Here is a 20,859-nt window from a genome sequence, read left to right as displayed (position 1 = left end):
GCTTAATTATTAATGCAAATTACTTTCATTAACCACGCCTACAGTTTTGCTTAATCCAGAAAATATTTCATTAAATTTAGTGACACCATGCAGAGTAATTAAGGTAATTGCTGGAAAAGCTAAGGAAAACACCCTCATTTCATCTTTATATCCAAAACAGATAAATAAAGGTATAAGAGGTAAAAAAGCAGCCCAGAAGTAATTACGATATCTTTGTGGCGACTCATTCCAGGCGTGTTTAAAAAAAATAAAGAAAGGTACAGCAATTAATGGATTTTGCAGACTTGGAGTATGCACTCCTTTGGCGATTACATTATAAAACTTAAAGAAATTGGCTGGTTTCGTCCAGAACGAAATATTTTCACGAAAGTGATATTCAACGAAATTTCCAATATTAGCCTCATAACCACTCATGATATAAAAACGACTGGCGAAACAAATAAGCAACTGCAATGCCAAATCGATGATCCGTGTTGGTAAAGTAACCTGTTTTGGATGAAGAAAAAAAAGGGCAAGTGGTACCAAAAAAAATGTTTCTTTATTAAAGGAAAACACCGCAATACATACCGTATACATAATTCTCTGTTGCTTCAGTACGAAATAACAGGCACAAAATATACCGAGCAATTCTATAAAATCATAATAATAACCATAAGTTTGAAAGGTCAAAGGATATAACAAGCTAAAGCTAATCATACAAACCAAAGCTTCACCAAAATTCAAATGATGCATGCGTCCTAAGAGGTAAACAATAAAAAGAATTCCTGTGGTCGCTAAAACAATTATCAAATACATAAGATTATATGTTATCGCAATCACAGGGGTCCAGGAGCCCATAGACAGTGTTGAAAAATAATGTGATCGGAGTGAATCTTTTCTATTAATTGATTGAAATAACTGTTTTTGAGTATCCAAACTCAATTGCTCAGTAAACCATTTTATCCCTTTCGGTAAAAGAGAGCGATAGACAAACGGCTTATGAGCATCTCCATTCATCATCAGTGTAAGACTATTTCTGGTGTCATTTTCTTTAAATCCAACTTCTAATAAAAAACTATTTGTAATGTTTCCGCTACATATTAGTATCAATAAAACTAGAATTGAAAATCTACAAAATCTTAGATAAAAGTAGTCATTGAGCAAAATATTTCTTCTCCATAAGTGAGTGATAAGGGGTAACAAGGCTTATCACAAAACTAAAGCACCCTCTTTAAAAAAATGGTGATACCCAATCGAAAAATCATCAAGCATCCCGGCCATTTCGGAGCCATACTTTAAATGAAAATTCCTGGCCTGAAAATCAAAAGTATCAGACTCGATAAGATTTAACCTGCCAACCCTAGGAATAAAAGTAATATTGTGGGATAATTATTGACCAATTTAAGTAATATTCGTCTGATTGTATGAAAATAAAAGCATTTGTTTTAATGATCTCTATTTTTTTCCCTGTCGTTTTATTCGCTGGTACATCGACTTGTCCTTTATCAAACGGAATCAATGTACATACCAAAACGCGAACTTTAGCTATTTGTAAACACGGCACTGTAATTAAGACCTTTAAAGTCGCTCTCGGATATAAAGGCGTCGGTAAAAAGAAAGCGGGTGATAATAAAACTCCAATTGGATTATATGGGTTAGCTCATCCAAGAAAATCCAATCAATTTAAAGTCTTCATTCCAATTCTCTATCCGACTGCAAAGCAATCAGCTGCAGGATATACAGGTAGAGATGTAGGAATCCATGGGCCCACTCAGTCTTCTGGATGGTTTAATTGGTTAAACAACTTACCCTACTCAACGCGTGGATGCATTGCTGTTGGCAAAAATACCCATATCGAGTATGTGGCTAATTGGGTAAAAGCCAATCCTGGGGCTAAGGTTTTAATTATCTAAGTCGAGATGAAATTTTATATCGTACCGATCTGATTATTTATATTTGATACAAAAGCCAGTCAGAATGACAGAGGAAGTAAACCTGGAGAGCATCTTAAAATATAAATATCAGATTACTGAGGGAACAATTTACGTCACTACCCTCGCGATAAACTTTTCCATTGAAAAAAAGAAGCAGATTAATTTATAGTTGGCCAAACATATTTTTTGGTTCCCGACTCTATGCTTACCGTTAAACAATTAAAAGAACTGCTTCGTGTTTATCAAAATCAAAAGTCAATTTTTTCTTCTGACCTGGATGCGAAAACAGTGAATATTATGCAGCAGGAGTCTGCATTTACCTTTTCCTTTTTTACTCAATTAATCCAGGGTCGGGATGATAATTCTTCTCTTGATAAAGACGCCATAATCTTCAGAAACTATTTTAAAAAGCGCTGGGAACTGCTGAAAAAATCGAATCTAGCCTATACCCGTCATCCATTTTTACCTGCTAACCAGTTCTGTCTCAAAATAGCAGAAGCAATTGCGGATCCTAAAGAAGCAATATGTCAGATTTTAATGCCTGGTCTTGTTGGTTTGAATCGAGAAAGTGGGAATCTCAAATTTGAAACAGAACAAGATGGACATTTTGAACTTGAAAATTATATTACCAATCAGGCTCATAACAAACTGATTCCTATAGCAGAAATCTTTCAAACGGCAAAAGTGGATAGCAATCTCGTGATTGCTGATTTCCAACCCTCAGCAAACCAAGTGGTCTATAAATTGGGCGGTAGAGATATGCTCAATCTAGAACAGGTTGCTGGCAAGGCCAGTGAAACATTTATTCAAGTATTAAAGAAACAACACAACCAAAAATATGATAATAATTCAATCGGTTTTGCGCTACATCAATTAGCTTTGGAGCTTGGAAAAGCGTCCGTTGCTGATTCAGGCAGTGAGGAGTGGGCAGATAACGAGGTTGTCGCCGGAGCAATTAAAACTTTTTATGAACTTTGGCGCAAGCTCCCCCAGGAGCTCAGTTTACCCGCAAATACAGCTTTAGCTGACAAACCGCTAATTAGGCAACTCAACCTTAAAAGTTATGGCCGTGCCGATCTGACTCTCGAGAGTTATTTATTGGCTTTATTTGTTCGCCATAAAGATTGTGTTCTCACAGATGAAGAGTTTAAGCGACAACAGCAAGAAAACATTTTTCCTTGCGCTCATCAAATATCCAATTGCCTCTTTGAATTCCTTAATCAATATCCAGATCTCTATAAAGTTCCCATCGATGCTGAAGCAAATCAAGCAAAAGAGGACTTACCGCCCCTAACTTCATTGTTAGATGAGGTATTAGAAGCCTTAACACATCGTCCCCAAATGTTGGATGGTGATGATGAGGGATTGCTTGATCAAGTGATTCAATTAATCCGAAAAAGTTCAAAATATCATGATCTAGAAGCAGCCACTTTTATAGAACCGTTGATTCAAAGTTTTCAGGATTTCATCAATTTGGCAGATCATCCCAAACTTTTTAAGGAAGTCGCAGCCTGTGTCCAGCCTCGTTTTGCTGAGCTAAACTCTGTCGCGAAAATCCATGGGCTTATCCATCTGTTCTCAAAAGAACAGCAACAACTCATTGTTGATGCTCAATTTAAAGCACTTATCCAAGAATACAATACTAAGGAGAAATATCAAAAATTATTCGCCAAACTTGTAGAGCCAGCAAAAAGTAGTTTGAGAAAAAAATATGCACAACAACTCGCCACTTCAATTACTTCCTGCCAGGACTTTTTGCTGTTAGGAAAAAGAGTAAGCCCTGAGTTACTTGATGAAGTGTTTGCATCTCTAGAAGATAAATATCCAGTACTGCTTAACAACTATGATAATACATGCCAGATTCTTCAAGCACTTTTTTACTACAGCAACCAACAAAAAAAAGTTCTAGCGTTTGTTAAACCTAATTTATATCAGTGGTTAAATCCCGATAATTACACTTCATTCCATCAATTTTTACTAAGCTATGACGCAGCAGCACTACATCGGATGATGGCCGACGAGATAAGCAGTCGCATCACCTCCTTTAAGGAATGGACTGCATACTATGTTGCCTGGAACAACCATGATGCGATTCAATCTGCTCTATTAGAACAGTTTTTTTTGCAGTTTAAAGATGAAATTAAAGAGGGCAATGCGCTACTTTCTCTATTACAAAAAACGGGACACAATTCTAAATTAAAAGTGCTCGAGAAATTTCTCTATCTTATTAACTCAAAAGATCTTTTGGAGCAATGCTTGGCTTTGATGCCCATTAATACACACGAACGCCTTTTATCAAAAGTTCCTTTTGATTCTTTTGTTTCTACAATTTCGGAACTGCAGGAAATTGCTGATTTGTTCCAATCTGACAAACTACGTCACATTATTTTTGACCAATTCCATCCAGAAAAATTAGATTGCACAAAAGAAGAGTTTGCATTATTGACTCAATACAAATTCGAACTCAAAATGTTAGAAGAGCTCTCTGAACGCTTTGATCCACAAGCAGCAGTGACTGATTTAAAACATTACATCGAGAGTAAATCCGGTTATAGTCATTCATTTTTTAGGCCAAACTCGAATAATAGAGTAGAAATGGCGATGCACTTAATCAATCGATTACAAAATGATAGTTTAAGTAAGTTAGAAAAATTGAATGCATTAAGAGAGGCTCAGCAAAAAATTGCAAATGAATATAATCCGTTTTCACAGTGGAGTTCGGCTTCAAACAGTCAATTATACTCCATTATTAGTGATAGCTTGAATAAAGAGGTCGAAAGCCAGGAGCATTCCTCGAATACTGATCAATCCTTTAGTAGTTTGAGTTTATGAGTGCAGTCATTTAAAAATCATTGACTGCGAAAAAAGCCAAACCAATCAGCTCGATTACCAAGGAGCCAAGAGGATTTTGATGTTTAAATTAGGCTAAAATTTATATATGCCGTGTTAGATTCTGGACTATGTATGGTATTAACGGTAAGCGACTTAGAAAAAGATATCTATATGGATAAAAAAGGACCACTAGCCGAACGTCAAAGTTAATTTATCAAGTTATGTGCTTATAATAAGTGATCAAAAACCAAGTTCAGAAATTTTTATAAATTGTAATTTAATAACTGAGTATCAAGATTGCTAGTCCAACTCAATAAAATTGGATGGCTCCCTCTCAATAAAATGTTTAATTAATTGTTGCCAAAAAGGACGATATAAAATATTAAATAAAGGATGTGAATCATCCACTGGAAAACAAGGTCCATGATTTGCTTCCAATAACCAAAGTTTATTTCCCTCTGCTTCAACCATAAAATCAAAGCCAAAGCACGCAATTCGCGGCTGGCTATCTTGCCAAATAGAGGTAAATTGATTTTTCAATGCATTTACTAAAAGTTGGCAGATAGAAATAATAGTCATCTTATAAGGTTGAAAAATGGCGATTTCATCGCTTAGGCGTTGCACCACATTTAGTCGCTCCTCACTCAGATGTTCATTGGTAAGATGAGCCTCCAGTTGATTGAAGTTATCTTCTTGATACGGTTTTAAAGCAATATTCACATAGCCACTCGGAAAAAGTGCTGAGCCTGCATGTGTCGATAAGACCAACAATACTCGAATAGAAAACTTATGCCCCAAAGTGGGCCCTTGAATCAGTTGCGGCTTAACAATATAACGTTGCAAAACTTGGGCCCCTCCCATTCGCTGATGGGAAAGAAAATGTGCCTCAATGGCATTAAGATCATGAAAGATATGAATATGTTGTCCATTATTTAACATGGACGGTTTTAATATCCAAGGCGTGTTGGCAGACCCTGAGTTACTGATATTAGCCAAAACAGAAGGCCAAGTGTCATCATCGATGAAAAAGGTCTCTGGCATCAAATATTCGAGATGGTTTGCTTGTAAAAATGCCGCAAGCAGATGCTTATACTCTAAGGTTTGACTAATCAGCGGTGAAAAATGGAGCCATTTCTCATTCACTGACGCCAGCGCAGAAAACTTACTGGGCTTCCATCCTTCGGCCTTCAAGAATCGAGCTAAATTAGCATGTGTTGGTGTTTTATCTTCTACTAAATGAAATTTTCTCATAACCTTTCATATTAATTGTTTCAATTCTGTATTTAAAACAAGTATAGCCTTCATTAAATGACCCCGTAGTCACGTGAGGTATTCACACCGCACCATTAACATCAATACATCCCTTTGATGACTGGTCAAATAGCCTATATAATCTTTGTTACACAACTCAAAATCAATGGCTAAACGAGACTCAACCATTGCTATGGCTAAGGATACCCATGTTTCGATCCGCTTTAATAATTGCACTAATCACTTTTAGCATCATCACCCATGCAACCCTCCCTGCAGATCCAATTCAACATTGTTTAGATGTTAGAAGACTTGTGGATTTTACCTCAAGACAGAAAATGGCTGCCAAAGAGCCCGGTGTGTTGCGGTTTAAATTTCATAAAATTTCAGCTTCAGAACTGCCGTTAGATAACTCAGTGGGCAATATGGATGAAGTAATTAAAGCCTTAAATAATCAGATTGAAAACTGCAATAAGTACCATGGTGAATTTCAAACAGTGACTATTGCTGGCCATCAGTTTAAGCGACAAGAATGGTGCCTCGAAGCCAACAAAAAAATGCTCAGTCTTGCAAAAGCTGCCCAAGGCAATTTTCAAAAATATTTAGCGAGTATCAAAAGCGAATTTGACTGGTATAAAAGCGATGGTTGGCCTGAAAATCATGCAGGTTTTAAAAAAGGTGAATTTCAATTTACTGCCTATTATGCGCCAGCCGCTGTTGAGGCTCGCACCAAACGTGGAGGAGGATTTTTATATCCTATCTACAGTAACCCAGGTGTTGTCAATGCAGCTTCAGAATGCAAGAAATTTAATTTGAAAGCTCCTCTTTGCGGAGTTGACCCGCTTACCAAGATACCGCGTGGATTTTGTCTGAAAAATGCCGATGGCACGTACTCTATAGCACCAGACCGCGAAGAAATTGATCATGGAGCTTTAAATCCAAAATATATAATTGGTTATGTTAAAGACCCAAATGACCCTTCTTTTTTAATGCTTCAAGGATCTGGTTCATTAATTCTCGATGGCAAAGTATTTCGTATTAATTACGATGGCGCCAATGGCAGGCCGCGCACCATGCTGGGTCGCATAGTTCAATGTGCACAAGACCCAACCTGTGGTGGTAACCTGGATGCAATGGAACGTTGCGCTAAAGATCCTAAATGTCATGATGAAGCAAAGTTACGCTGCAACCTATCTAAAGAGATTAAACTAAGCGGCGCATCAGAAAAGCGAATTCGCCAATATCTCGATAACCCTCTAAACCGCGATAAAGCTGCTGACTTGCGAAATCGCGATCAAAGCTTTGTATTTTTTACTAAAGAAGCTGGAGGCCCATATGGTTCTGAAAATATTTCGCTCACCCCACATGCTTCATGCGCAACAGATCACCGCGTAATTCCTGTTGGTGTGAGTTTTATCTATAACTGCAAAAAATCTACTTCATGGTGTGTAGCCCAAGACACAGGCGGTGCCATTGTGGGCGCACATGTTGATGTTTATAAGGGTGAAGGCAATCAAGCCGGTATGGAAGCTAATGCGCTAAATCACTCAGGATCATTATTTGTGGCACTGCCAAAAAAATGAATAGAACCTCCAGCTACCAAAATCTCATCCGCCACAGCTTTCAGGAAGCACAAGGAGAGCGGGATTAAAACACGAGCCCACGCGGCCAAGCCGCTGGGGACAACAATGTGATCAAAAGCTAACTGCTCACAACCAAGCCACTTCCTGTAACAGGTTACCTATTATACATTGATCAATTGCTCAATAAATGATAACATTGAACCAATTATGAATAAATAGATCATTATTTAATTAACTCCACCTTCAGAACAGAGCCTGGTTACATTTGCTATATTTGCACAAAAAAGCAGAAATACAAACAGGTTCTAAGTATCGTAGCGAATATTTAGTATAGGAAAACTTGTCAATGCGCCTAAATCTCTCAAACAAACAAACCGCTCAAATAATCTCTGAACTCAAACAATTAATAGGCTCTGGAATCACCCATCTTGATCTGAAATTGAATCATCTTGGAAAAAAAACAGTAGCAGAGTTGATAGCGATATTAAGTACTCTCAAAGGTTCTGGAATCACTCATCTGGAGTTAGGAGGAAATGGCCTTGGGGAACAAACAGGGCCAGACCTGGTCGCCATATTGAGTATCCTCAAAGATTCCGGGGTCACCCATCTTGAGTTAGGGGGAAATAGCCTTTGGCAAAAGACAACACCAGAACTGGTTGCCCTATTGAACGCCCTCAGAAACTCTGGAGTTTCCCACCTTGATTTGTTTGCGAATGGCCTTGGGAAAAAAACCGAAGCAGAGTTAGTAGCCCTATTAAGCACCTTCAAAGATTCTGGAATCACTCATCTTAGTTTGCGCGCGAATGGTCTTGGGGAAAAGACAGGGATAGGACTGGTAACCCTATTGAGCACCCTCAAAGACTCTGGAATCACCCATCTTGATTTGAGTGACAATGACCTTGGGCAAAAATCAGCAGCAGAACTGGCAGCCCTATTAGACACCCTAAAAGATTCAGGAATCTCCCATCTTAATTTAGGCTGGAATGGCCTTGGGCGAAAGACAGCAGCAGAACTGGCGCTTATTGTTAAAGCAATACCTCAAAATATTACAACCGTGTCTTTAGCAACTGAAGAGCTAAAGAAAATGAGTACAGAACAACTACAAGCCATTCAAACTCGCTTCCCGAAAGCAAAGCAAATTATTTTATTTGATGAAGAGAATCAGAAACTCAATCCCTTTTTAAGTAGAGCGGATGCTAATCTTTATGCTCGTCTAGGATTTAAGGCCACTACTCCATCTTTATTTAATACCGCCTCCTTCTTTGTCGCCATAAATAAAGATAAATTTGGATCTAAAATTGAAGGCACACTCCCTAATGAGGCCATAGAAGGTGTGAATCGTTTTAGAGATTAAGCAAGCGCAAGGCAGACGCCACCTACATTAGGTAAAACAACAGGCACAATAACGTCCTGTTAGTCTTACTGAAAAAACACCTTGGAAAAAGATGAGTCACCTGCTTAACCCCTAAATTGTACATGGTGTTTGACAGACTATAAACAGACTTATCCACAGAAAATGTGAATAACTTATATAGTACTATTCGGATTTAAAAATAGAATAAAGCAGACTCTGTAAGGGCTTTTTATAAACTGTTAATTACTGGTTCACTATTGATTGAAATAAATATCCACAGACTTGGATTATTTTGAAAGGGAATTAGGCGTAGCTATCTTATACAAATAAAAATTAAAAAAACAGTCTTGACTCAAACTATTTTTCTTTTTTATTTGATTTTAGTAATTCATAAACCGTACGTTTAAATAATTTATTTGTTCAAAGAATAAAATTGTATTGGGTGATTCGCTTCGTTGGCTATGACAAACTAATAATCATTAAACCCTGTGAAAGAAACTTCAGAACAAATCGTTAACAACTCTTCAGGCTGTTTTGCAAGGTATGTAGGCTGATGCTTTAATAAAGTTTTCTCTGAATTGTAACCCCAGGTTACAGCGATTGATTTTATATTATTTCTCTTTGCTGCCTCAATATCTCGGGTTTCATCTCCAATATAAAATACTTTGCTTTTATCAATTTTGTATTTTTTGAGCGTTTTTTTCAGTAAATGACGTTTAGAAAAACAATTCGATTCATCATGGATAAAATTAAAAAAGTGGTGAATTTGATGCATGTCTAGCCATAAAAGAACATTTTCAACTGAATTAGAAGTCAAGATGCCGAGTGAGTATCCCGACTTATAAAAAGTCTCCAAGATTGTAGGAATATTAGCTATCGGCTTCATATTCACCATTTGTTCGTGTAAAAGATACCTAATCTGTCGTATTAAAGAAGGTATTTTATAAAAAGAAATCCCTAAAAAATTGATTAATTCTCTTGATGAAAGCTCTCGAAGGGAATCAATTTCATGCTCTTTAATCTTTCTGAAGTTGAATTGCTCAGCCAATAAGTTGGTGTTTTCAATCACGCAGTCAAAACTATCTACTAGCGTACCATCAAAATCAAAAAGTAAATGCATAAGTAAAATGTCCTGATGTGGGCGATAATTTGTAATTCATACAAAATAATAATAGATCTAATCATACCTATTAAGCAAACTGATGAATTGAGGCTTACCTTCTCGTGCAGCCAAAAAAACCAACGTAGATTTAGACCTTTCTACGTTGGTTTGACAATCACTATACTCTGACGAAAAGACTTAGCGATAATGTCAATAAAGTCATCACTGGCTCATTTGCGGTGGTGCCGCAATTCCTATAAACACGACCATCCCATCCCCTCCCGGATTAAAGTAATTGTCACTAAAAGGAAGTGGTTTCCAATTATTTGCAGCCCAAACATTTCCTGCTTGATCTGAAATGGCGTGAGTGAGACGCATTAAAGGATTAAAACTGGGTGGTCCACCTGCGCCATTAAGCGGAGTACCATCGGCGAGCAATACTTGGCTCCCTGCACTGGGTAAGGTATACCCGGTTGAAGGAGATATCGCATCACCTGTAGTTAATCCTGTTGGGCACTTAGCTGTGTTAATACCACAAAGTTTGGAAATTGAAAATTGAGGGGGAAAGCCAATGCCCTCAAAATTAGCCACCCAGATATTATCGTCACCATCCACAGTAACCCCCCAAGGTCCAGACACACCACCTTCGCCGTTATATGCAACAAAGGTTCCGTTGGGGGCAATTTTATAGATTGTGGAGTCATTTACAGATGCCACCCAAGCATTACCTTGCGAATCTAAAGAAACCTCCCTTGTTGAGCTACCGGCGGGTAATTGAACATCTAAAGTTTTGATGAGTTGGGTTCCGGAAATCACATATTTATTAATTACCGAACCTGGGTTGCCAGCAGAAGTTTTGCTGTTACTCACCCATGCAGAACCATCTTGAGCAATAGCTATGTCAAAAGGTCCACTGTTTGCAGGTTCTTGATAATAAATGGCAGAATTAGGATCGCCATTTAAATAAACAACAATCCTGTCATTACCATAGCTGGCCATCCAAATGTTGTTATTTTTATCTGAAACAGTACCTTGAACTCTATATAAAGCCGATATATAGCCTAGAGGGCCTGAAATTGGAATACCCGTTGAAGAAAATTGAGATACGCTCCCCTCGCCTCCTGGAGGCAAACAGGTATCACAACTCCCCCATCCAAAATTGCCTGTCCATATCGATCCACGCGTATCAATTGTAATTCCAAAAGCATTCCCTAAAAGACCACCGCCAAATAGTGGCGATGTGGGGGTATCATTTATTCCGTCCGCAGGTTGGCCGTTTGGCTTTAAAACAATAAGCCAGTTGGATGAATTGGGAGTGCCTTGAATCACATTATTCGTAATCCAGGCGTACCCGTTTTTATCAAAAACCGTTTTGGCTGGCCCACCAAAAGGAGCTGACAAACTGCCTGAATTATTAAATTTTACCGCTAAAGTCCACGCATCAGGTTTGGTTTTTAAAGAAGGTTGATAAGTAGCAAATTGATTCGATTGGACATAGATACCTAGTACATTATTCGCCGGATTATGCGCTATATTTACCAATGCATCTAAGGTATTTGTAGGTGCAAAACCATTGACTGTGGTTAATCCAAAAAGAACAGTACATGCACCTGGCGAATTTTGAACACAAGAGGCAATTAAATTAGATAAATTATTGAGGGAGCGCATTGTATTTGTTTGATCTGCATTGGGTGACGCAGTAATCACTTGCGATAGAGTACCTTGAATCGGTGAAACTAAATTATCATTCATGCCTGAGGCAATTTTTAATCCTAATGAGCTACCACTAATCTGCCCATTATTAAAAAATTGTGCCATTGAAAAAGCTGCGCCTACCGTCGTCAATTCGTTAATTGTAATCGCTGGAAGCAGATTTTTACCTATTACAGTCACCAGCTTGGTGTTATTTCCCTGGCGGGCAACTGCATAAAATGAAGCTGTTTGGGGTATTTGTTCAGGTGGAATATAAATAAAAAATTGTCCTGATCCATTGGTTGTCGCATTAGCAATCGGTATTGCAGACGCTGAACTGGCAGTGTAAATAGTAACATTTGCATTCGCGAGAGGAATTGCAGAAACATTCCCTGATTGCACCACCCCTTTTATTGTAGGTTCGAAGGCCCTAACATTTAAAGGTTCATTCGTCCCTGCGCATGCTGGAACATTAGGACTACAAACAAAAAGATGATTATGAGGATTAGGATCATGTGGATTAACAGCACCTGAAACCTTAAGTTCTAATGTACAGCTCCCTCCTGGCAACAAGGTAAAATTTGCACCACATAAATCAGAATAAGTTGTATCGTTGAGTACTTGGGTAACGTTAGGTGGTAAATATTTAACAAATCCCCCTGGTAGCGTACGACGCGTAGCATTCGTTACGGTATAAAATGCTGTTGCAGTATTTCCTAAAACAAGTTGAGTAGGTAACACCGTACCTGCTTTGGGTACAACATTGTAGGCAACCCCATAGCTCATCGTGCTTAACGAAGTGGCACTAATAAACAGAAATAAAGAGGACATCCTTTTATTCTTTTTCATTTTTCCTATTTCCTAAATTAAATAGCTTAGTTGTACTATGGCTTCCTGCATATAAAGATGGGGTAGTGTCAAAGTACTTGTGAAAGGTATTACATCAAGCATTCCTTCATCCAAATTCGCCTCACCTAAGCCCACATAACGATAACCGAACCCTAAGCGCCAGTTTTTACCTAGATCCATATCAATGCCAAGACCAAGACTATAAGCAAAATTCGTTGTTTTATGATCCTCAAATTCTGGGGTAAACGTTAGAAACGGGGGCACGCTGGTCTGATAATTTGAAGCATTATTGAACGCAGCTCCAAGACCTAAAGAGACATAGGGATGAAAAATCTGTTTAACAGAATGTAATAACTTGCCTTCAAAAAAAAGTTGGCTGCTTTTTATTTTATAATTGTAGGTAAACTCATCCGCTGATTGCTCATCTACCCCTTGTATTAAAATACCGCTACTAGAAAAATTATTAGGCCTATAATAACTTATACCAAGCTGCAAAGCCCACAGTGAATTAATTGGAACTTCAGTTCCAATAGACCCTCCCCATAACATCCGATTTGAATGGTCATGGCTGGGGGTATATTGATACGTTGTGAAATCACCTTCCATGTTTAAAGTTTGTGAATGTCCTGTCTTGGCAACTGCAACACCACCTGAGAGAGTAATAAATGGATGAAACCAATTTAAGTCTCTTTGGTTCGCTTGGTGATTTATTTTAGCTGGTTCAGCATAGCTTGCATTGGCAGTCACAATCACTGAACTAAAAATTATAAATAAAGAACGCATGGAAAAAGATGGTGGGAAATAATCCGTTTTTGTTCGTTTAAACATAAAATATTCTTCCTTTTCTCCCTTAAGTAAAAGGGGATTAAAATCCTTTCTGGCTAAGTCAATTAATAATCACTTTAATTTGGCCCACAAGATAGCTGATTTCGGTCTTTTTCTCAATGACAGAAAACCTAAATCCAGCTATTCTAGATCGCGCCCTGCTTTGTCGATCAAAAAAGATTAGTTTTACAAAAAGGGAGTTGTTTGTTTCTCTACAATTTATATTTATTTTAAAAGGAATTAACGTGACTCTTAAATCAATTTTATTCACAGCTGCCCTCATAATTTCATCTCAAGTGCATGCAGATAATTTATTTAAATTGACTCAAAAGCCTTTGACGATTAATCAATGCCCCATCACAGCGACAGGAAATGCACTCGATCTTGCTCTGCTCAACCCTGGTTATTTTGTTGTATCAAGTGGCAAAAAAAACAGTGAACTACTGTTTACACGTTTTGGCAGACTCTATTTAGACGCTGATGATTACCTTCGCACAGAATGGGGTGACTACCTTCTTGGAATAACAAAAAAATCAGCTCTCAAGCATTTAAGTAAAATCAAAATCCCCACAAAAAATTTAGCGCCTAAAGCCACCAGTAAAATAAAAATGGGGGCCAATCTTCCTGCTATGGCCAGTGAGGGTGATAGTTTTGTAGCCAGTTTAATGATTTTCGATTCTCTATCTAATACCGATGAATTAACGATTAAATTAACAAAAACTGGAGTTGGCATGTGGAAGGCCGAAGTATTTGCTGGCAAAGTAATGCTGGATGAAGGCACATTACGGTTTAATGCAAACGGTACGTTAACAAAACAACAGGGATTACACCATGTTCAATGGCCAACAGACTCTGGTATTCAACAATTAAAAATTGATTTTAAAGAGAGTACCCAATATGCAATCCCATTTTCTTTATTTTTTATGCATCAAGATGGTTATGGCGTGGGATTATTCACCACGGTTATGATTACAATAAATGGCGAAATTGATTTGCTCTACACCAATGGACAATCTAAAGCGTTGAAGAACCAGATAGCCGTCGCATTGTTTACCAACCCAAGCTATCTAGAAAATGTGATAAGCCATTTATACAGACCCACTGAAAAGTCAGGTCAACCAAGACTGTATTGGAAAAATAGTGAGCATGCTGTATTAAGTGGCTATCTTGAAGAAGAGCCTTGTATTGCTCATTAGATTTTTATTTGCTTTCTGACACTTACTGTTTGCATTCGCGAAAAAAATATTCGATACAACAAGATTGTCAGGAAGCACTCTCTGCGAGCTATGCTCCTCTATTAAGGGGCTAAAAATAAGAATCATAAACTCCTTCAAAAGGTTAAGACATGGATCCAGTGACGCATGCGGTTTTAGGGGCAGCCTGTTCTCAAGCAATTTTGTACAGCAAGGACAAACACAATGCCTGGCTTGTCGGTGGCTTGGCAGCCATGGCACCTGATTTGGATATATTCATTCAAGAATCAGGCAATCCAATGCTGTTTTTTCTCTATCACCGTCACTTCACACACTCCCTAAGTTTTATCCCCGTAGGTGCTTTAATCATTACTTTAACTTTGTTGATTTTTAAACGCTTTCGTACCCAGTGGAAATTTACCTTTTTAGCCGCTTTAATCGGTTACTCAACTCATGGCCTGTTAGACGCCTGTACTACTTATGGAACGGTTTTATTTTGGCCATTTTCTGATACTAGAGTGAGTTGGGATATTGTATCTATTGTTGATCCCTTTGTGACCATCCCCCTGGGTTTAGGAGTAATCGCAGCTCTGGTCTTTGATCAAAGAAAACCTGTCCTTATTGCTTTAGTCCTAATCAGTTCATTTCTGCTATTCAATATCGAGCAACATTATCGAGCAATGACGGCAGTTCGAGATGAGCTTGCCCAATTAGGAGTAAGTACAGACAAGGCACGTGTGTTTCCCATGTTACTCAGTTCCACACAGTGGAGAGGAATTGCATTAAATAAAAATCGTTTGTACCTCATTAATGTTTCAACCCCACTTTTAAAAGAATCAAGAAGCCAACTTGTGACACGTTATCGTGCGTTTTCTTATCAAAAATTACCTGAATATGTGAAAAACTCATCTTCATTAATGAGGGATTTTATTATTTTTAACTGGTTTACAGACAACTATCTCATCACCGTTAATAATAAACCGTTATTATTAGCTGATGGACGTTTTTTAGTAGACAACAATGCGACCATAGCTTTATGGAGCATTCTGTTTGTAGCGAATCAACCACACGTGAACGAGTTTCATTTTTTGCGCATAGCCAATTACAAACACAATTCTTGACGATCATGAGGTCTGTAACATTAATGAGTACCTAATCAAAAGCATTTGTTTAAAACTTATGTTCAGATATAATTTGAAAAAATGCTCTGGAATATCAAGAACCAATTTTTTTAACAAAAAACGATTACCATTTTATTAATTCACTAACATTATGTTTCATATCGCCCTTTACCAACCTGAAATCCCTCCAAATACAGGAAACATCATTCGACTATGTGCCAACACTGGGGCAAAATTGCATTTGATACATCCTCTTGGATTTTCATTACAAGAAAAAGCACTGAGACGTGCTGGCTTGGATTATCATGAATGGGCCTCTATTGACCAATATGAAAGTTGGGAAAAATTTATTCAACAACACCATCAAAAGACTATCTATACCTTTAGCGCTCGAGCCACACAATGTTACTCAACCGTTCAATATACCGTAGATGATCTGTTTTTATTCGGTCCAGAATCCAGAGGATTGCCTCAAGAAATTTTACAGAAATTCAGGTCGCTCTCTATCCCTATGCGTGAGAATAATCGAAGTTTAAATCTCTCGAACGCTGTTGCAGTCATTTTATATGAAGCTTGGAGACAATTGGGTTTTAACAAATGACAGAAGCTTCCTTATATACTCTGTTCATTTCAAGCAGTTAGAAGAGGTTTGGAAGCGAGTAACTTTTTAAAATACAGTTACCCGCACCCACAACTCATTTCACATTCTCATACTTGGGGAAGAAGGATAATTATTTTTCAGATTTTCCTCTCTGGTGTTGAGCTCTTGTTCTTTACAATCCACGCATTTACCACAGCAACAACGGATGGTTCGCGAGGCAACTAAAGGTGTTGTTCCTCCTGCCCCCATGCCTAAACAATAAGCGAAGTACCAAGGTATGGGCGTGAAACAGGAAACGAGAATCCCACCAATTAAACCGAAAGTAAAACCGCATCCTATGGCTAGTCGTTCTTCCTTAGTGATGCATGACTTTTTAAGTGGAACATCCCAGGTTTGTCTTATGTCATTTTTTTGAGTTGTAACAACGTTTCTAAGTTCCGCAATTGCGTTTTCTTCCTTGCGACGCTTTTGGCGAGCAATTTCGGCTTCTTTGTGTTGGAGGTGACCTATAAATTGGGCATGTATTTGTGAGTAGGTTCCTTTATATTCTTTATCACATATTTTAACGTAGATTTGCTTTGGATAATTAGAAACCAGCTTTTTGAACGTTGAATTAGTCATAGCGAGATGATTCAGCGACTTAACATCAAGAAAAAGCAATATCAGGTACATTACGTCATTAGGAACCTGAGAAAAATTTCCTGTATTTGTGGCAATTTTCTGTACTTCTTTTTTTTTAAACACAACTCCTCCACTAAAACGATTAAAAAATGGAATGTCGTACTCCAGCTCCGCTGATATTATCTAATACTATTGAATATTCAAGAAGTTATTTCATATCGCTCTTATATCCCTTTTTTCTGTGTTGAATGCTGAGTTCATTATCCCTGAAAAAAATGAATTGAACGCATATTCGATAAATTGAAATTAAATTCATTTTCATTGACAATAAAACCATGGATCTGTATATTCATAAAATGGATACATAGTGGATTCAAATTCAAATGAGCCGATTTTCAAACCTATTCTTATTAGCGATATGTATTTTTTTATCTTCTTGTAAAACGAAAAACAATGAGAATAGTCTGCATTTTGCCACATCAGCAGAATATCCACCTTTTGAATATAGCGACCATGGGGAAATAAAAGGATTTGATATTGATTTGGCGAAACTTATTGCTAAAGAACTTGGAAAAAAAGCTGTTTTTGACAACATGCAATTCAGCACTGTTCTTCCTGCAATCAGTTCTGGGCAAGATGATATTGCCATAGCTACAATCACGATTACTGATGCGAGAAAAGTCAATTTTGATTTCTCTGACCCCTATTACTTTGAAGGAATGGCCTCGGTATATCATTCCAGTCAACCCATCACCACACCCAGTCAACTTACAGGAAAAAAAGTAGCAGTACAGCTTGGTAGTACGATGGAGATATGGCTACGAGAAAATTACCCTCAGGTGGAGCTCACCACATTTGATAATAATAACCAAGCGATTGAAGCACTACTTGCAAATCATGTTGATGTCGTTTTATTGGATGGTGCCCAAGGTAAAATCTATAGCAAAAAACATTTGGAACTCTCTTCTTCGCTAATTGCTAAAGCAGACTATGGATACGCATTAGCACTGAAAAAAGGTTCTCCATTAACGTCAAAGATTAATAAAGCCCTGCAAAAACTGAATGCCAGTGGAGAAATTCAAAAACTAGAAAAAATCTGGTTCAAGGATTCATTATAAACATTAATTCAAAATCTAACAGAAACCATATTCTGATTTAATTTAGGAGGCTCAACATGTCCCTTTACACTCCAGTTAAAAAAACGCTTGTTGAAGAAACTCATTCTCAACCGATTAGCGAAGTAACCACCAATACCTTCGTGATCAATTTACAACAAGCACTATTTGATCTTGAGACAGGTACCTATCAAGACAAAGGACATAGCCCAGGACCATCAGAGGTAAAGAAGACATCCTCTCCCCCAAAAATCAAGCACTTTCTTACCGGAGCCGAATTAAGTACAGAAGAATTAAAGCATGTCTTAGAGAAAGCAAAGGCCTTGAAGCAAACCCCCTCGTTCTACAGTCAGGCTCTGGCTGATAAAAGCCTTGCCATGATTTTTGAAAAACCTTCTTTTCGAACTCGCCTAAGCTTTGCAATGGCAATTCAAAGTATGGGTGGAATAGCCATTGAAAGTGTAAGTAATACGAGAAAGCAAGAAACCCCTGCGGATATGGCTAGAGTTCTAAATGGTTATGCAAATTTTGTTATGGTAAGAACTCATGCGGATGAAATATTACAAGAAATGGCCGCTTATGCGAAAGTTCCTGTAATCAATGGCCTTTCCGCCTTACATCATCCGTGTCAGATTTTAGCTGATTTATTAAGTCTATGGGAGCAATTTGGCTCTTTGGAAGGACTGACTGTTGCCTATATTGGTGATGGAAATAATATTTTGCATAGTTTGATGCTGCTTGCGCCGCAATTAGGAATAACAATTAATTACTGTTGCCCCGCATCCCATCAACCTAATGCTTCAATTGTCCAACAGGCACAGGACATAAAGCCAGATAAGATTTATCATTTTTCCAAACCTGAAGATGCGGTTAAAAATGCCCATGCGGTATACACTGATGTTTGGACTAGCATGGGTTTTGAAGAACAGGAAAATCATGAAGCCTTCCAGGGATTCCAGGTCAATGAATCCTTAATGTCATATGCAAAACCAGAAGCCGTATTTATGCATTGCATGCCCATGGAACGAGGAAAAGAAGTATCCGAAACCTTGCCTGACAGTCCAGCTTCAATCATCTTCACTCAAAGTGAAAACAGAATGCATGTACAGAAAGCCTTACTTTTATTCTTAAATCTATAAAAAAAAAGTTCTGGATCAGTTATGGCTAAAAACCTTCTGTAGGTGCAGCCTTTGATCCACCTGTTAACGAATTCAATCTGGTCCATCTTTTTTTGTGTTTTTTAAAAAAAAGAAATTCATACAAACCATGATTTATTCAGCTCAGTCCTTCGTTGTAAATCCTTACAGCATTATATATAGTAATACAGGATTATCAGTGATAGGCTAGTACTACATTTGCTCGTTTGCTTATCATGTCACCATTGAGTTCTGCGCTGAAAAGCCAGATAAGCTCAAAACAAACTCACCTCAAATTGCCTTTTATTTGAAAATAGTTAAAACCAAAGCCATAAATTAATATTCGTTCAATATCCGGAGAATTTAAATGCCTGGCCCTTATAATACCCAAATCATAGTGAATGTGTTGCGCTCCTTAACACAACTTGTATCCCAACACCCAGGATTGTTAAAAACTTCTGGAGTTTTTCGAGTTGCAGGAGCAAAGGAAGAAACAGAAAAGTTACTTGAGCAACTGATCAGCGAACAATTTGATGGAGCTATTCTAAGTAACTATGTGATGAAAGAGGATAAAGTAAACAGTGAGCATCTACATAATAGTTTGGGAATGATTCCCGCTGTTCTTAAAAACCGTCCCTTATTAGACTCCAAAGATAATCTACAGATCAGTTTCTCTAAAAAATTAAAGTTATTACTGGGTGTTCAACTGAAAAAAGATATTACAAAAGCAGCAAATCAATTACTCGATGAGTTCATTAGTGACCTTTTACTGTCAAAACGAATAGATCATCAGCGTGCAGGAGAAATCATTTATCATTACTGCTATTTAATGCATCAGGCTGGCAGATTCCAAGAAACTAATCGTATGACGTACCATAATCTCGCCATTATTATGGCTCCCCGATTGACTCAAGATTTAGATCTCTTTCCAGCTACAGATCTTTTGGGTTTGAGCGGTTTTTTAAGTCAATTAACTCCCGTATTGGAAAATTACATCAGCGATGACAACTGGAATAAAGATTTTAAAGAACGTCATGCTGATAAACTGGAACATTTAGCAAATACAAGCCATGTAATACGCGAAAAACTGGAACATATGAGAGAATCCTCTAAAACAGTGGTACTTGTTTCTATGAAAAACTTAGTGACCCAGGCAACGAGCCTTAAAAACCAAATCAATTCGATTGAAAAACAATTACAAGATGATTCCGTGAAAAGAAAAGTGAAGAAAGCATTAAATAAAGAACTCGAGCAGTTAAAAGAAGAGCAGAGCGAACTGAGCTTGAAAGTTTCTGAATTAGTCCACAAAATTCCTGCCTTAAATCGTGGCTATCAACAAATACAAGAAGAAATCGATCTCATGTCTCTTTCTGAAAATGGAGAAAAGGCAGAGAAAGATCCGCATGGGAAGCAAGAACGCAGTTCCAATCTAGTCCAATTTGGCATTTTTGAATCGAAAAACGCCACTACTACACCTACTTCTTTATTTCCGGCTCCCGAAGCAATAGAGGCATTTAAAGTACAAGGAAAGGTTGAAGACGATCAGCACTTAGGAGGTCCCAATTAGACTCACCTTTATCTTCTCAAGTGTTGCTTCCGCATCGCTTGAGAGCGCTTTCTTAAGGTGAATGCCTCCTTAAAGCGTGAAGTGAGTATTGCTCTCTCTACTGC

16 protein-coding genes are annotated in these 20,859 nt (G+C 37.8%); 10 read left to right on the top strand and 6 right to left on the bottom strand.

Annotated features, from left to right (window positions below; all coding sequences use genetic code 11):
• Positions 1-9: 9 nt before the first annotated feature.
• Positions 10-999, bottom strand: a complete 990-nt coding sequence (locus ACF8MK_RS10735) for a hypothetical protein (protein ID WP_392536652.1) — start codon at positions 997-999, stop codon at positions 10-12.
• Between the two features lie 404 nt (positions 1,000-1,403).
• On the opposite strand from ACF8MK_RS10735, the gene ACF8MK_RS10730 reads away from it, so the two are divergent.
• Positions 1,404-1,892 carry a L,D-transpeptidase family protein gene (locus ACF8MK_RS10730; protein WP_392536651.1) on the top strand — a complete coding sequence of 163 codons (489 nt, stop codon included), beginning with the start codon at positions 1,404-1,406 and terminating at the stop codon, positions 1,890-1,892.
• Positions 1,893-2,114: 222 nt separating this feature from the next.
• The gene (locus ACF8MK_RS10725; RefSeq protein WP_392536650.1) at positions 2,115-4,745 is read left to right on the top strand and encodes a hypothetical protein; all 2,631 of its coding nucleotides are present in this window, start codon (positions 2,115-2,117) and stop codon (positions 4,743-4,745) included.
• A 300-nt stretch (positions 4,746-5,045) separates the two neighbouring features.
• Here ACF8MK_RS10725 and ACF8MK_RS10720 read toward each other — a convergent pair whose 3' ends face one another.
• Positions 5,046-5,996, bottom strand: a complete 951-nt coding sequence (locus ACF8MK_RS10720; protein ID WP_392536649.1) for a tubulin-tyrosine ligase — start codon at positions 5,994-5,996, stop codon at positions 5,046-5,048.
• Between the two features lie 209 nt (positions 5,997-6,205).
• Between ACF8MK_RS10720 and ACF8MK_RS10715 the strand changes: the two genes are divergently transcribed.
• Both ACF8MK_RS10715 and ACF8MK_RS10710 read left to right on the top strand, forming a co-directional pair.
• Positions 6,206-7,579, top strand: coding sequence for an MltA domain-containing protein (locus tag ACF8MK_RS10715; protein ID WP_392536648.1), 1,374 nt, complete (start codon positions 6,206-6,208; stop codon positions 7,577-7,579).
• Positions 7,580-7,925: 346 nt separating this feature from the next.
• Positions 7,926-8,933, top strand: a complete 1,008-nt coding sequence (locus ACF8MK_RS10710) for a hypothetical protein (protein WP_392536647.1) — start codon at positions 7,926-7,928, stop codon at positions 8,931-8,933.
• Positions 8,934-9,402: 469 nt separating this feature from the next.
• On the opposite strand, the gene ACF8MK_RS10705 is transcribed toward ACF8MK_RS10710, so the two are convergent.
• From ACF8MK_RS10705 to ACF8MK_RS10695, 3 genes are all read right to left on the bottom strand, one after another.
• Complete coding sequence (locus ACF8MK_RS10705; protein WP_392536646.1) at positions 9,403-10,053, bottom strand: HAD-IA family hydrolase; 651 nt, start codon at positions 10,051-10,053, stop codon at positions 9,403-9,405.
• Positions 10,054-10,257: 204 nt separating this feature from the next.
• Positions 10,258-12,576, bottom strand: a complete 2,319-nt coding sequence (locus ACF8MK_RS10700) for a hypothetical protein (RefSeq protein WP_392536645.1) — start codon at positions 12,574-12,576, stop codon at positions 10,258-10,260.
• Between the two features lie 12 nt (positions 12,577-12,588).
• Positions 12,589-13,404, bottom strand: coding sequence for an outer membrane protein (locus ACF8MK_RS10695; protein WP_392536644.1), 816 nt, complete (start codon positions 13,402-13,404; stop codon positions 12,589-12,591).
• A gap of 242 nt (positions 13,405-13,646) precedes the next feature.
• Between ACF8MK_RS10695 and ACF8MK_RS10690 the strand changes: the two genes are divergently transcribed.
• The 3 genes from ACF8MK_RS10690 (at position 13,647) to trmL (ending at position 16,316) form a co-directional block, all read left to right on the top strand.
• Positions 13,647-14,597 (top strand): flagellar hook-basal body complex protein, encoded by a 951-nt coding sequence (locus tag ACF8MK_RS10690; protein ID WP_392536643.1) that lies wholly within the window; start codon positions 13,647-13,649, stop codon positions 14,595-14,597.
• A 149-nt stretch (positions 14,598-14,746) separates the two neighbouring features.
• Entirely contained in the window at positions 14,747-15,715 is a 969-nt protein-coding gene (locus tag ACF8MK_RS10685; protein WP_392536642.1) for a metal-dependent hydrolase, read from the top strand.
• A 151-nt stretch (positions 15,716-15,866) separates the two neighbouring features.
• Complete coding sequence (trmL, locus tag ACF8MK_RS10680; protein WP_392536641.1) at positions 15,867-16,316, top strand: tRNA (uridine(34)/cytosine(34)/5-carboxymethylaminomethyluridine(34)-2'-O)-methyltransferase TrmL; 450 nt, start codon at positions 15,867-15,869, stop codon at positions 16,314-16,316.
• 99 nt (positions 16,317-16,415) lie between these two features.
• On the opposite strand, the gene ACF8MK_RS10675 is transcribed toward trmL, so the two are convergent.
• Complete coding sequence (locus tag ACF8MK_RS10675; RefSeq protein WP_392536640.1) at positions 16,416-17,060, bottom strand: F-box protein; 645 nt, start codon at positions 17,058-17,060, stop codon at positions 16,416-16,418.
• Positions 17,061-17,320: 260 nt separating this feature from the next.
• Here ACF8MK_RS10675 and ACF8MK_RS10670 point away from each other — a divergent pair, with 260 nt between their 5' ends.
• The 3 genes from ACF8MK_RS10670 (at position 17,321) to ACF8MK_RS10660 (ending at position 20,755) form a co-directional block, all read left to right on the top strand.
• Positions 17,321-18,055, top strand: a complete 735-nt coding sequence (locus ACF8MK_RS10670) for a substrate-binding periplasmic protein (RefSeq protein ID WP_392536639.1) — start codon at positions 17,321-17,323, stop codon at positions 18,053-18,055.
• 56 nt (positions 18,056-18,111) lie between these two features.
• On the top strand, positions 18,112-19,191 hold the full coding sequence (gene argF / locus ACF8MK_RS10665; RefSeq protein ID WP_392536638.1) for an ornithine carbamoyltransferase: 1,080 nt from the start codon (positions 18,112-18,114) through the stop codon (positions 19,189-19,191).
• 364 nt (positions 19,192-19,555) lie between these two features.
• Entirely contained in the window at positions 19,556-20,755 is a 1,200-nt protein-coding gene (locus ACF8MK_RS10660) for a GTPase (RefSeq protein WP_392536637.1), read from the top strand.
• Positions 20,756-20,859: the final 104 nt, after the last annotated feature.

It is taken from the genome of Legionella sp. 227 (assembly GCF_043161935.1).
Lineage (GTDB): Bacteria > Pseudomonadota > Gammaproteobacteria > Legionellales > Legionellaceae > Legionella > Legionella sheltonii.
Note: the sequence above shows the minus strand (reverse complement) of the source record. Positions and strands in the feature narration are given on the sequence as shown.

Bases quoted from the DNA above. Each gene is read 5' to 3' on its own strand.
- ACF8MK_RS10660 (WP_392536637.1), top strand. From the start codon at position 19,556: ATGCCTGGCCCTTATAATACCCAAATCATAGTGAATGTGTTGCGCTCC.
- ACF8MK_RS10705 (WP_392536646.1), bottom strand. From the start codon at position 10,053: ATGCATTTACTTTTTGATTTTGATGGTACGCTAGTAGATAGTTTTGAC.
- ACF8MK_RS10700 (WP_392536645.1), bottom strand. From the start codon at position 12,576: ATGAAAAAGAATAAAAGGATGTCCTCTTTATTTCTGTTTATTAGTGCC.
- argF (WP_392536638.1), top strand. From the start codon at position 18,112: ATGTCCCTTTACACTCCAGTTAAAAAAACGCTTGTTGAAGAAACTCAT.
- ACF8MK_RS10725 (WP_392536650.1), top strand. From the start codon at position 2,115: ATGCTTACCGTTAAACAATTAAAAGAACTGCTTCGTGTTTATCAAAAT.
- ACF8MK_RS10730 (WP_392536651.1), top strand. From the start codon at position 1,404: ATGAAAATAAAAGCATTTGTTTTAATGATCTCTATTTTTTTCCCTGTC.
- ACF8MK_RS10685 (WP_392536642.1), top strand. From the start codon at position 14,747: ATGGATCCAGTGACGCATGCGGTTTTAGGGGCAGCCTGTTCTCAAGCA.
- trmL (WP_392536641.1), top strand. From the start codon at position 15,867: ATGTTTCATATCGCCCTTTACCAACCTGAAATCCCTCCAAATACAGGA.
- ACF8MK_RS10670 (WP_392536639.1), top strand. From the start codon at position 17,321: ATGAGCCGATTTTCAAACCTATTCTTATTAGCGATATGTATTTTTTTA.
- ACF8MK_RS10735 (WP_392536652.1), bottom strand. From the start codon at position 999: ATGATGAATGGAGATGCTCATAAGCCGTTTGTCTATCGCTCTCTTTTA.
- ACF8MK_RS10715 (WP_392536648.1), top strand. From the start codon at position 6,206: ATGTTTCGATCCGCTTTAATAATTGCACTAATCACTTTTAGCATCATC.
- ACF8MK_RS10720 (WP_392536649.1), bottom strand. From the start codon at position 5,996: ATGAGAAAATTTCATTTAGTAGAAGATAAAACACCAACACATGCTAAT.
- ACF8MK_RS10695 (WP_392536644.1), bottom strand. From the start codon at position 13,404: ATGTTTAAACGAACAAAAACGGATTATTTCCCACCATCTTTTTCCATG.
- ACF8MK_RS10710 (WP_392536647.1), top strand. From the start codon at position 7,926: ATGCGCCTAAATCTCTCAAACAAACAAACCGCTCAAATAATCTCTGAA.